Annotated in this window: 8 protein-coding genes; 2 read left to right on the top strand and 6 right to left on the bottom strand. The window is 68.9% G+C overall.

The window, feature by feature from the left end; genetic code table 11:
- Positions 1-15: 15 nt before the first annotated feature.
- Complete coding sequence (locus G7043_RS04535; protein ID WP_313887695.1) at positions 16-1,098, bottom strand: mechanosensitive ion channel family protein; 1,083 nt, start codon at positions 1,096-1,098, stop codon at positions 16-18.
- Positions 1,099-1,200: 102 nt separating this feature from the next.
- On the opposite strand from G7043_RS04535, the gene G7043_RS04530 reads away from it, so the two are divergent.
- A complete protein-coding gene (locus G7043_RS04530; protein WP_166044138.1) occupies positions 1,201-1,557 on the top strand; it encodes an Imm8 family immunity protein in 357 nt (118 codons plus the stop codon).
- Here the strand turns inward: G7043_RS04530 and G7043_RS04525 are convergent.
- From G7043_RS04525 to G7043_RS04505, 5 genes are all read right to left on the bottom strand, one after another.
- Positions 1,554-2,675, bottom strand: coding sequence for a M1 family metallopeptidase (locus G7043_RS04525; RefSeq protein WP_313887694.1), 1,122 nt, complete (start codon positions 2,673-2,675; stop codon positions 1,554-1,556). The genes G7043_RS04530 and G7043_RS04525 overlap by 4 nt on opposite strands.
- Before the next feature lie 71 nt (positions 2,676-2,746).
- Positions 2,747-6,484 (bottom strand): Pls/PosA family non-ribosomal peptide synthetase, encoded by a 3,738-nt coding sequence (locus tag G7043_RS04520; RefSeq protein WP_166044134.1) that lies wholly within the window; start codon positions 6,482-6,484, stop codon positions 2,747-2,749.
- Between the two features lie 99 nt (positions 6,485-6,583).
- A complete protein-coding gene (locus G7043_RS04515) occupies positions 6,584-8,038 on the bottom strand; it encodes a DUF4153 domain-containing protein (protein WP_166044132.1) in 1,455 nt (484 codons plus the stop codon).
- Between the two features lie 495 nt (positions 8,039-8,533).
- Positions 8,534-9,532 carry a HAMP domain-containing sensor histidine kinase gene (locus tag G7043_RS04510; RefSeq protein WP_166044131.1) on the bottom strand — a complete coding sequence of 333 codons (999 nt, stop codon included), beginning with the start codon at positions 9,530-9,532 and terminating at the stop codon, positions 8,534-8,536.
- Positions 9,529-10,203, bottom strand: coding sequence for a response regulator transcription factor (locus G7043_RS04505; RefSeq protein WP_166044128.1), 675 nt, complete (start codon positions 10,201-10,203; stop codon positions 9,529-9,531). Before G7043_RS04505 ends, G7043_RS04510 begins: the two co-directional genes overlap by 4 nt.
- 111 nt (positions 10,204-10,314) lie before the next feature.
- On the opposite strand from G7043_RS04505, the gene recD2 reads away from it, so the two are divergent.
- On the top strand, positions 10,315-12,480 hold the full coding sequence (recD2, locus tag G7043_RS04500; protein ID WP_166044126.1) for an SF1B family DNA helicase RecD2: 2,166 nt from the start codon (positions 10,315-10,317) through the stop codon (positions 12,478-12,480).
- Positions 12,481-12,613 lie beyond the last annotated feature (133 nt).

Here is a 12,613-nt window from a genome sequence, read left to right as displayed (position 1 = left end):
TTCGACGGTACCGATCTACTGCTTGGGCCCCGCAAACGCTTGCTCCCGCTGCGCCCCGTCCAGGCTCTCGCCGAACACCCGCGCGTCCGTGTGCTGGTCGCTGGCCGGCAGCTGCCGCTTCGTCCCGGTGACCGCGCGCGTCCTGACCTGCGGCAACGCCCCACTGTGCTGCCTCTGCAGCCAATCCACCAGGTGCTCCCGCACCAGACACCTGAGATCCCACAGCTTCCCGGCATCGGCAGCGCTGACGAGAGCCCGCACCCGCACGAACCCCTGCGTAGCGGCCGTAACCTGCAGCACGGACACCCGCCCGTCCCACAGATCGCTGCCCTCCAGCATGGACCGCATCTCCTGTCGCATCGCCTCGACCGGCACCGTCCAGTCCAGATCGAGCTCGACCGTCCCGAGCAACGCCGACTGCGTGCGCGTCCAGTTCTCGAAGGGAGTCTTCAAGAAGTACGAGGTCGGCAACACCAACCGCCGGTCGTCCCACAGGTGCAGCACCACGTACGTCAGCGTGATGTCCTCGACCCGCCCCCACTCACCTTCAACCACCACAACGTCATCCAGCCGCACCGCGTCGCTGAACGCGATCTGCATCCCCGAAATCACGTTGCCCAGCAACGACTGCGCCGCCAACGCCGCCACAGCACCAATAACAGCCGCGGACGCCAACACGGTCGACCCGACCGCACGCGCCCCTGGGAACGTCATCAGGATCGCACCCACCGCCAACACGCCGATGATCACCAACGCGAGCCGCCGCACCAACGTGACCTGCGTGTGCACGCGCCGCGCGTGCCGGTTGTCCGTGACGTCCGTGCGAATCCGCGACAGCGAGATGTCCACCAGCGTGCTGATGAGGGCCGAGAGCAGCCACGCCCCGGCCAGGATCAACGCGATGCCCAGCGCGTGCAGGGCGATCGGCGCGTCCACCGGGTACACGCTCAGGCTTATCTGGGTGGCCAGCAAGGCTCCGAACACCTGGCCTGGCCGGTACATCTTGCCGCTGTGGGTGAAGCGCCGCACCAGCCGGTGGACCACTTCCACCACCAGCAACGCGAACGCGATCGAACAGCCGAGCACCACGAACAGCACGTCGTTCCTCCTCCCGTATCGAAGCGGGGTACCCGGTGTCTGGGGAGGGGAACACCATGAAACAGCTCACGCAGAACGCCACCGGAGTGAGAAGCTCTCGGCATGAGAGCGGCAGTGCGGCACTTCATCAGTCCGGACGTGGACCTGGAGGACTTCCGTCCGAACGATCCGGACGACTTCTCCTTCCTGCTGCAGGCGCTCGTCGGGCCGGCGGACGGAGAGGGATCGGAGTCGGTCCAGTTCAACGTGTGCACCCTCACCAGCCTGACCTCGACGGTGTCGTCGGAGAGAGTCCTCTTCGGCCGGTCGCTCGTCATCGTCGGCACGTCGAAGATCGGCGAGATCCTCGACGTGGTACGAGCGGCGATCGAGCGGGTGGAGGCAGGGACCTGGGCCGAGGTGGGCGAGCGCCTGGCCCGCCTCGGCTACTACGAGTTCGAGGACCCGTACGTCGGCTAAACAGGCAGTGCGGCCTTGAACAGCCACCGCGTCAACAGGTCCCGGTGCCCAGCCAGCTCCAGGAAGTCCTCAGTGGTCACCAGCCCGTGCCGGTTCCGCGCACACCACTCCCGCAACAGCGCGAAGAACAAGTCGTCGCCCATCTCGCGACGCAAGGCGTGCAACGTCAAAGCCCCGCGCTTGTAGACCCGGTCGTCGAACCAGTCGGCCCGCGCGGGCTGACCGATCACCAGGTCCTGGGGCAACCGCCGCAACAGATCCCGGGCCCCGGCGGCACAAGCGTCCGCGGACCGGCCACCAGAAGCCTCCGACCACAGCCACTCCGAGTAGCACGCGAAGCCCTCGTTGAGCCAGATGTGCTCCCAGGCGGCGATGCCCACCGAGTTGCCGAACCACTGGTGCGCCAGCTCGTGCGCGACCAGCCGCTCGGACCCGCGCCGGCCGTCCACGTGGTTCGCGCCGAACGTCGACAAGCCCTGTGCCTCAACGGGAACGTCCAGTTCGTCATCGGTCACCACGACCGAGTAGGAGGCGAACGGGTAGGGGCCGAACAGCGACGAGAACAGCTTGATCATCTGGTTCTGCCGGGCGAAGTCGTGCGCCACCAGCCGGCGCAACCGGGCCGGTGCCCACACGCCGGGCAGTGCCTCGACGTACTGGCCGATCTGGACGGTCGCCAGGTACGAGGCCATCGGCGCGGCCATCGAGTACGTCCAGCGGGTGGTGCTGCCGGACACCTTGCCGTCCACCAGGACCCCGTTGCAGACCACCGTGTACGACGCCGGCGCGGTCACGTCCAGCAAGTACGAGGCCTTTGAGGACGGCACGTCCAGGCAGGGGAACCACGACGGCGCGCCGAAGGGCTGGGAGGCGACGATCGAGCCGTCCGTGAGCTGGTCCCAGCCGAGGTCGCCCCACTCCGGCGTGGACACCGGCACCGGCGTGCCCGAGTAGCGGACCTCGACCGAGAAGGACCCGCGCACGGCGGCGCGGATGTTCAGCACGCCACCAGCGTGGGCGTAGCGCGCAGGTTTGCCGTTCACCAGCACCTTCGAGACCCGCAAGGAGCCGAAGGACAACGAGAACGACGACAGCGAAGTGCACGAAGCCTGGATCACCGCACGCCCCGAAAGACGCGCGGAGTGCGGCTTGTAGTCAAGCTCTAGTGCGTAGTGATGTACGGAGAAGCTCATGTCCACGCGGAGATCGGGTTGCCCAGCCAACGGGTTCCCGACGGTACATCCTCTCCGCGCATGACGAGCGAGGCGGGTCCGATGGTCGTGTGGGCGCCGACGGACGCGCCCGGCAGGACGATGCCGTGCGGGCCCAAAGTGGCGCCGGCGCCCAAAGACACGCGGTCCATGCGCAGGATGCGGTCGTGGAACAGGTGCGTCTGCACCACGCAGCCGCGGTTCACCGACGCGCCGGCGCCCAGCTTCACCAGGTCGGCCTCGGGCAGCCAGTACGACTCGCACCACACGCCACGGCCGACGGACGCGCCCAGCGACCGCAGCCACAGGTTCATCAGCGGCGTGCCACCGGAGAACCCGACCAGCCACGGCACCGCGAGCACCTCGACGAACGTGTCCGCCAGCTCGTTGCGCCACACGAAAGCCGACCACAGCGGGTACTCACGCACGCGGAACCGGCCCACGAGCACCCACTTGGCGATCACCGCGACCAGGCAGGCGGCGACACCGGCGCCCAGCAACACCAGGCCGGACGACCACAGGCCGAACTCCCGAAGGGCGAACAGCACGAGCACGACCAAAGCGACGTTCAGCATCACCGGGACGAACCGGCACAGTTCGACGAGCGCCCGCGCCCACATCAGGTGAGCAGGCGGGTCGAACGTGCGCGACTGGTCGGACACCTCGGCCGCGCGCGGCAGCTTCATCGGCGGCATGCCCAGATAGGAAGACCCCGCCTTGGCGCGCTTCGGAGCCGCCGACAGCACGCCGACGAGCCCGCCCTTGGGCACGTTGCGGCCCGGCGCGGTCATGCCCGAGTTGCCCAGGAACGCCCGCTTGCCCACGCGCGCGGTCGCGATGCGCAGCCAGCCGCCGCCGAGCTCGTAGGACGCGACCATCGTGTCGTCGGCCAGGAACGCGCCGTCGCCGACGCGGGTCATGCGAGGCAGCGCGACGACGGTGGACGCCTCGACGCGGCGGCCGACCTTCATGCCGAGCAGGCGCAGCCACACCGGCGTGAACAGCGAGGCGTACAGCGGGAACAGGGCCGAGCGCGCGTTGTTCATCAACCGCTCGGTCGTCCACGCCGCCCACGCGACCCGGCTGTGCACGGGGTAGTGGCCCTCGCGCATGCCGATGCCCAGCAGCCGCACGGAAACCAGGACCAGCAACGCGTAGGTGCCGAACCAGATCGCTGAAGCGACCGGCACGTCCCACAGCGCCGACGTCAAAGTCACCGGGTGGCGCAACACGTACAGCAGCGCCGGAGCCGCCGCCAGCAACGGCAGCGCGCCCAGCAGACCGGACGAAACGCCGTACATGAGGTTCCAGAAGTACGAGCGCGGCGGCCGGCGCGACGGGAACGAGCGCGCCGCCTTGCCCTCGCGGATCGCGGGGACGCCTGCCCAGCGCTGACCGGTCGGCACCGAACCGACGACACCCGAACCAGGCGCCACCTCGGCCCGCTTGCCAACCCTCGCGCCAGGGAACAACGTGCTGCGCGCACCCACGGTCGCACCCGCGCCGATCCGGATGCGGCCGAGCACCAGCCGGTCGCCGTCCAGCCACCAGCCGGACAGGTCGACCTCGGGCTCGACGGCCGCGCCGCGGCCGACCTTCAGCATGCCGGTGACCGGGGGCAACGAGTGCAGGTCGACACCGGCGCCGATCTTCGCGCCCAACGCCCGCGCGTAGTGCGTCACCCAGGAGCCGGACAGTTCGGTCGCACGCGACATCTGCGCCAGCATCTCGGCGGTCCACAGTCGCAAGTGGACAGAGCCACCGCGCGGGTACTCGCCGGGCTTCACACCGCGCAGCAACAACCGTGCGCCACCAGCGGAGATCGCGAGACGGCCGGCGGGGCTGATGAACACCGCCCACCCGGCGACGACCCACCACCAGGACACGGAAGTCCAGCCCAGCACGTTCGACAGAGCGGTCAGTGCGACGACCCACCGCGCACCGGACACGGTCAGCAGCGGGATCATCAGCAACGTCTGCAGCACACCGGTCAGCCGCGGCGTCGGCGCGACCTCGCGCACCTCCGCGGTCTCGCCGTACGACTCCAGGCGTCGCGCCAGCTTGTACAGCGTCGGGTTCTGGTAGATGTCCGACACAGACGTGCTCGGGTACCGCGTGCGGACCATCGAGACCAGCTGTGCGGCGCCCAGCGAGCTACCGCCGGACGAGAAGAAGTTCGCGTCCTCGGAAGCGGGGCCTGAGCCGAGCACCGCGGCCCACTGCTCCGCCAGCCAGCCCTCCAGCCCGGAGAACACCACGCCCGCGGTGTCCATCGACGCCAGCGGCCACGGCAGCGCGGCGCGGTCGACCTTGCCGGACGTGCGCGTCGGCAGCGTCTCCACGATCGCGATCAACGGCACCAGCGCGGCGGGCAGCTCGGCACGCAGCTGCTCAACGGCCGCGACCTGGTCGAACTCGCCGTCGGCCACGACGTAGCCGACGAGGATCTGGTTGCCGCCCCGCGTCGTGCGCACGGCGGCGGCCGCACCGGCCACGCCGTCGAGCGCCAGCAGTGCCGCGTCGACCTCACCCAGCTCGATGCGCCGGCCCCCGAGCTTGATCTGCTCGTCCGCGCGGCCGAGGAACAGCAGGCCCTCGGGTTCGGCGCGGACCATGTCACCGCTGCGGTACGCGCGGTCCCAGCCCATCGAGGGCAGCGGCGCGTACTTCTCCGCGTCCTTCGCCTCGTCGAGGTAGCGCGCCAGGCCGACGCCGCCGATCACCAGTTCGCCGGACTCGCCCATCGGCACGACCTCGCCCGCCGCGTCCACCACGACGAGTTCCCAGCCGTCCAACGGCAAACCGATGCGCACGGGACCGGAACCGGTCATCTGAGCGGCACACGCGACGACCGTCGCTTCCGTTGGCCCGTAAGTGTTCCAGACCTCACGACCGTCGACAGCCAGGCGCTCGGCCAGCTCGGGCGGGCAGGCCTCGCCGCCGAAGATGAGCAACCGCACGTCGTCCAGCGCCTCGACCGGCCACAGCGCGGCCAGCGTCGGCACCGTGGAGACGACGGTGATCTCCTGCTCGACCAGCCACGGGCCGAGGTCCATGCCGGTGCGCACCAACGAACGCGGCGCGGGCACCAGGCAGGCGCCGTACCGCCACGCGAGCCACATCTCCTCGCAGGACGCGTCGAACGCGACGGAAAGCCCGGCCAGCACGCGATCTTCCGGACCGATCGGCTCGTCCCGCAGGAAGAGCCGTGCCTCGGCGTCCACGAACGCGGCGGCGTTGCGATGCGTCACCGCGACGCCCTTGGGCCTGCCGGTCGAACCGGACGTGAAGATGATCCACGCGTCGTTGTCCAGCGACGGTTCGCCCGGCACGCCGAGCGGAGTGCCCTGCAGCGCAACGGATCGGCCTTCGCCGAGCACCGCACTGACCTGTGCCTCACCGAAAACGAGCTCCGCTCGCTCGTCCGGGTCCTCGAAGTCGACGGGCACGTAGGCCGCGCCCGCCGCGAGGGTCCCCAGGATCGAGACGTAGAGGTCGACGGTTCCGGACGGCACGCGAATGCCGACCCGGTCGCCGACCCCGACACCGTCGGCGGCGAGCTTTTCCTTCAGTTCCAGTACTTCCGAGATGAGTGCGCGGTACGTCAGCGCGGTGGTGCCGTCGTCGACGGCCAGCGCGTTCGGGTGCTGTTCGGCACTCGCGCGCAGGATGTCCAGGAGGGTGCGCGGGGTGGGCGCCTCGCCTGCCGTGAACATCGATCGAAGGACAACGGGTTCAGCCGCAATCGTCACGACAGCGTCACTTCTCACCCTCTCGGCAACTGGTGGACCAGCCACTTTACCGCGAGTTCACGACTACCTCTCACCCGAGTAAGACGACTCACAGGTGGCGGCAGTCACCGCAACACCTTCGAGTGACGCCTTCGCGTTGTGCCGCGCCAGGTTCCAGTCGCGCCAGTCTTCCTCGACGTTGCGATCCTTCAAGCGGTACAAGGCACACGAGCGTTCCGCCGCGGGCAGCCGGACGAGCGCGGGCACGGCGTCCTCCGACAGCTGCGACAGGTACCAGGTGTCGATCTTCTTCGTGGCCTCGAACCGCGACACGTTGTAATCGGCAACCACCCGTTCGGGGTTCATCGTCATCACGGCGAGGAGGAACGCGGCGCCGGTCCCGACGATCGCCTTCGGCAACCAGTTGGCGCGCAACGTGATTCCGCCCGCGATCACCATCAGGTACACCACCGCGAGCCAGATCTCGCACGACGAAACGAGCAGTCGCAGCACCGTCCACCCGTACGCCTGCTGGTAGAACCACATGCGGCTCAACGCACTCGCCACGATCACGAGCGTCAGCACCGCGAGCGACCCGAGCAGCACCCGCAACCACAACTGTTCCCGCGCCGTTTTCTTCACCGCGAAGTGCGCGACACCGGCGATTACGCCGAGCGTGAGAATGGCGACCCACAGCAGCTGCCAGAACCCGGACCGCGCGTACTCGGCGAACGTGACGCCCGCCGTCTTCATCACGTAAGCCTCGCCACCGAACAGAACCGCGAGCTGCGTCCCCACGAACCCGGTGAACAGGACCACGAGCACGCCGACCGGCAGTCCGTAGTCCTTGAGCCGCAACGTGCCCGGCCTGGCCTCCGCGTCCTCCTTGATGTCCGGCGGCGCCGCCACGAGGTAGCACGCACCCAAGGCTCCCGCTGCCGCGACAACTCCGAAGAAGCCCATCCGCACGTAGACGCCGACATCGAGGTCCGGCACCAGGCCTTCCAGGAAGTCGTTGAACCCCTTGTCCGCCCCGGCGAGCAGCGACCCGAAGACCAGCAGCAACACCAGCGCCACGCCGACCGAAACGAACGGCCGGATCCCGATCGGGCCGCGCTTGCTCAATCCCTTCGCGACCCACGGAATCGACCGCAACCCGCCCAGCGCCACCCCCACCGCGCCGAACACGAGCCCCCGGACCGTCTTCCCGCCCGCCATCGCGATCGAGCCGCACAGCATCGACGCCATGATGCTCAGCGGGAAGATCCACTCGGCCGCCCGCAGGAAGCCCATCGCCAGGAACGCGAGCGCGCCCGCCAGCCAGAGCGCCCGCTCGACGGTCGGCCTGCCCGCGTAGAGCAGCACCCCGCCGACGCCGCACAGACCGGCCAGGAACCAGCCGATGCCGTTGTTCGGCACGGCGAGGAACGCGCCGCCCAGACCCGCGATCAGGCCGGCTGCGAGCGCCTTGTTGGACGCGCCGGTCGTGGGTGGCTTCCACCAGGGCAGGAAGGGCAGCCCGGGCTGTGGCGTGACCATCGCCGGTACGGGGTACTGGGGCGTCCTCTGCCACGGTGACGGCGGGGGCAGGGTGGCGGTGACGACCGGCGCGGGCTTGGATTCCTCAGCGGCTTTCGCGTCAGCGGGCTTCGCGTCAGCGGGCTTCGCGTCAGCGGGCTTCGCGTCAGCCGGCCGATCTTGTCGGACCCCCTGAGTAGGTTGAGTTGTAGGGGTTCCCAGCTCGGGGGTACCCCTGCCCGAGCCTGCCTCGGCGGCCTCCTCGGCGTCAGCAGCCTCCGAGGGAGCCGGCGAACCCCCAGGCTCCGCCGGCTCCCCGCCCCCGGAAACCGGCCGATACCCGACCTTCCGGAAGTTCCGATACCGCCGCCGCGCAGCGGCATCCCCCGATGACCCCGCGGAGTCGGGCGATTTCGTCGAGTCAGCGTCTGAGTCAGTCATTTCTCTCTCCCAAGCCCCGAAAAAGGGCGCGCTTCACCATCGCACCGACTCGAACCGGTGCGAAGCAACTGAAAGTCAGCGAGGCAACGTCACCCGGATGCAAGACCCGGGGTCCACCACGGCGATCGTCCCGCCGTGCAGGTCCACCACCCACCGGGCGATGGCCAGACCGAGCCCGGTCCCACCACCCCCGGCCCGTTCCCCCCGGGTGAACCTCTCGAAAATCCGCGACCGGTCGGCCAGAGCGATCCCCGGGCCCTCGTCCCGCACCTCCAGAACGACAGAACCCCCCGAAGCGAACCCCGACACGGACACCAACCCCCCGGTGGGTCCGTGCCGGGCGGCGTTGTCCACCAGGTTCACCAGCACCTGGTGCAGCCGCTCTCCGTCAGCCAGCACCGAAAGCTCCCCGTCCACGTCGATCGAGAACGAAGCCGAGGGAGCAGCCACCGCCGCCTCCGCCACCACATCGGCGACCAGCGACGAGACCGACAACACCTCACGGTTCAGCGACAACACCCCGGCGTCGATCTTCGACAGGTCCAGCAGCTCGGTGACCAGCCGCCCGAGCCGTTCGGTCTGCGCCAAGGCGGTCTTCATGGTCGCCGCGTCAGCGACAGCGACCCCGTCGACCACGTTCTCCAGCACGGCCTGCAACGCCGAGATCGGCGTCCGCAACTCGTGCGACACGTTCGCGATCAGTTCCCGCCGCTGCTGGTCGGCAGCGGCCAGGTCGGCCGCCATCACCGTGAACGCCTCCGCCAGCTGTCCGACCTCATCGGACGAAGTCGCCCGGACGGACCGCGAGTAGTCCCCGGACGCCATCGACCGAGCCGCGGAAGTCATCTCCCGCAACGGAGAAGTCATGCCGTGCGCCAGCAGCTGCGAGGTCAGCAACCCCAGCACCAGCGCGATGAGCGTCGTCCGCGGCGGCAACCACCCCGTCGCGTAACGGAAGTAGGCGAACGCCACACATCCCGACACCACGATGACGATCCCGAGCTTGAGCTTGATCGACCGCACCGAGTCCAGCGGACGCGGCAACATGTCGAGCCAGCCCAAGATCGTCTTCATCGGGGTACCTCCAGCGCGTACCCGACGCCGTGCACGGTCCGGATCAGGTCCGCCCCGAGCTTGCGCCGCAACGCCTTCACGTGACTGTCGACCGTCCGCGACGAAGCCCCGTCGTGCCACCCGCACGCCTCCGCCAGCAACCGTTCCCGCGCCTGCACGGCAGAGGGCCGCTCGGCCAGGAACACCAGCAGGTCGTACTCGGTGGGCGTCAGATGAGCCTCGACGCCCGAACGCGACACCCGCCGCGCGGCCAGGTCGATCTGCAGGTCCCCGAGCTCCAGCGAATGCGACGAGGAAGCCCGCGACACCCGGCGCAGCAGAACGTGCACCCGCGCGGCCAGTTCGCGCATCGAGAACGGCTTGGTCAGGTAGTCGTCGGCCCCCACGGCGAGCCCGACCAGCAGATCGGTCTCGTCCCCCCGCGCGGTCAGCATCAGCACCGGCACCGAGCGCGACGCCTGGATCCGCCGGCACACCTCGAGCCCGTCGAACCCCGGCAGCATCACGTCCAGAACCACCAGGTCAGGGAGGAACGACGCCGCCTGAGCGACCCCGGACGGCCCGTCATGAGCCACCGACACCACGAACCCCTCGGCCCGCAGCCGCACGGCCACGGACTCGGCGATCGTGATGTCGTCCTCCACGACGAGTACCCGGCGCTGACCTGTCATGGCGGCGACTTTATGGGCATGTCGTGGAGGACGCCGGGACAAGTTGTGAAGATCGTGTGCAGAAGAATTTGATTTGGCCCCGAACATGTGCCGCCCCTGTAAGTTCCAGTCATGAACGTCCTCGAAGCGGTCCTGGAAAGGATCACCTACGCCAATGAGGACAACGGCTACACCGTCGCGAAGGTTGACACCGGCCGCGGCGACCTCGTCACGGTCGTCGGCGCGTTGCTCGGCGCGCAGCCGGGCGAGTCGATCCGGATGCGCGGCACCTGGGGCTCGCACCCGCAGTACGGCAAGCAGTTCCACGTCGACGACTACACGACGATCCTGCCCGCGACGATCCAGGGCATCCGCCGCTACCTGGGGTCCGGCCTGATCAAGGGCATCGGCCCGGTGCTCGCGGACAAGATCGTCACGCACTTCGGCGTCGACGCGCTGGACGTCATCGAGCACTCACCGGAACGCCTGATCGAGGTCCCGAAGCTCGGCCCCAAGCGCACCAAGCTCATCGCGGACGCCTGGGAGGAGCAGAAGGCCATCAAGGAGGTCATGGTCTTCCTGCAGGGCGTCGGCGTGTCGACGTCACTCGCCGTCCGCGTCTACAAGCAGTACGGCGACAAGGCCATCGAGGTCGTCCGGGAAGAGCCGTACCGGCTGGCCAGCGACGTGTGGGGGATCGGCTTCAAGACCGCCGACGTGATCGCGAAGGCCGTCGGCATCCCGCACGACAGCCCGCAACGCGTCAAGGCCGGCCTGCAGTTCACGCTGTCCGAGGCCACCACCGACGGCAACTGCTACCTGCCCGAACAGGCCCTCATCGCGGACGCCATCAAGATCCTCCAGGTCGACACCGGCCTCGTCATCGACTGCCTCGCCGAGCTCGTCGACGAGGAAGGAGTGGTCCGCGAGGAGCTCCCGGACGACGAGATCGCCATCTACCTGATCCCGTTCCACCGCGCGGAGATCTCGATGGCCGCGCAGCTCAAACGCCTCCTGCACAGCGAGCACGACCGCATGCCGAGCTTCCGGGACGTCAACTGGGACAAGGCGTTCGCTTGGCTCGGCACCGACCTCGAAGAGCACCAGGCGGCGGCCGTCAAGCTCGCGCTGACCCAGAAGGTCGCGGTGCTCACCGGCGGACCGGGCTGCGGCAAGAGCTTCACCGTCCGCTCGATCGTCCGGCTGGCCCAGGCGAAACGCGCCAAGATCGTGCTGGCCGCGCCGACCGGCCGGGCCGCCAAGCGCCTCACCGAGCTGACCGGCCACGAGGCCCGCACCGTGCACCGCCTGCTGGAGTTGAAACCCGGCGGCGACGCGGCGTACGACCGCGACCACCCGCTCGACGCGGACCTGGTCGTGGTGGACGAGGCCTCGATGCTGGACCTGTTGCTGGCCAACAAACTCGTGAAGGCGGTGCCGCCCGGCGCCCACCTGTTGCTCGTCGGCGACGTCGACCAGCTGCCGTCGGTCGGCGCGGGCGAGGTGCTCAGAGACGTGCTGGCGCAGGGAAGCCCGATCCCGAACGTCCGTCTCACGCACATCTTCCGCCAGGCCCAGGAGTCCGGCGTCGTCACGAACGCCCACCGCATCAACAGCGGCGATTACCCGTTGGTGCAAGGACTTCCGGACTTCTTCCTGTTCAGCACGGACGAAGCCGAGGAAGCGGCGACGATGACCGTCGACGTCGTGGCGAACCGCATCCCGCGCAAGTTCCGGCTCGACCCGCGCAAGGACATCCAGGTCCTCGCGCCGATGCACCGCGGCCCGGCGGGCGCGGGCGCTCTGAACACCGTGCTCCAGGAAGCACTCACGCCGTCGCGCGACAACCTGCCCGAGAAACGGTTCGGCGGCAGGGTGTTCAAGCTCGGCGACAAGGTCACGCAGATCCGCAACAACTACGACAAGGGCAAGAACGGCGTCTTCAACGGCACCCTGGGCGTGGTCATCGCGTTGGACCCGGTCGAGCAGAAGCTGACGATCCGCACCGACGAGGACGAAGAGGTCGACTACGAGTTCTCGGAACTCGACGAGCTCAGCCACGCCTACGCCATGACCATCCACCGGTCACAGGGCAGCGAGTACCCGTGCGTGGTCATCCCGATCACGACCAGCGCGTGGATGATGCTGCAACGCAACCTGCTCTACACCGCCGTCACGCGCGCGAAGAAGCTCGTCGTGCTGGTGGGCTCGAAGCGAGCCATCGGCCAGGCCGTGCGAACCGTGGGGGCGGGCCGCCGCCACACGGCGTTGGCCCACCGCCTCCGCACGGCGACATGACGTTGATGAAGGGCTCCTTCATGAACCTGGGGTTGATGAAGGGCGCCTTCATCCCAAACTTGCACGGTGCGCACGAATGCCATGAAGGTGCCCCTCATGGACCCCAGGTGCATGAGGGGCACCTTCATGGCAA

Origin of the sequence: Lentzea alba, from assembly GCF_011067745.1 — a bacterium.
GTDB classification, from domain to species: Bacteria; Actinomycetota; Actinomycetes; order Mycobacteriales; family Pseudonocardiaceae; genus Lentzea; species Lentzea alba.
Note: the sequence above shows the minus strand (reverse complement) of the source record. Positions and strands in the feature narration are given on the sequence as shown.

Bases quoted from the DNA above. Each gene is read 5' to 3' on its own strand.
- G7043_RS04505 (WP_166044128.1), bottom strand. From the start codon at position 10,203: ATGACAGGTCAGCGCCGGGTACTCGTCGTGGAGGACGACATCACGATC.
- G7043_RS04510 (WP_166044131.1), bottom strand. From the start codon at position 9,532: ATGAAGACGATCTTGGGCTGGCTCGACATGTTGCCGCGTCCGCTGGAC.
- G7043_RS04520 (WP_166044134.1), bottom strand. From the start codon at position 6,484: ATGTTCACGGCAGGCGAGGCGCCCACCCCGCGCACCCTCCTGGACATC.
- G7043_RS04515 (WP_166044132.1), bottom strand. From the start codon at position 8,038: ATGGTCACGCCACAGCCCGGGCTGCCCTTCCTGCCCTGGTGGAAGCCA.
- G7043_RS04530 (WP_166044138.1), top strand. From the start codon at position 1,201: ATGAGAGCGGCAGTGCGGCACTTCATCAGTCCGGACGTGGACCTGGAG.
- recD2 (WP_166044126.1), top strand. From the start codon at position 10,315: ATGAACGTCCTCGAAGCGGTCCTGGAAAGGATCACCTACGCCAATGAG.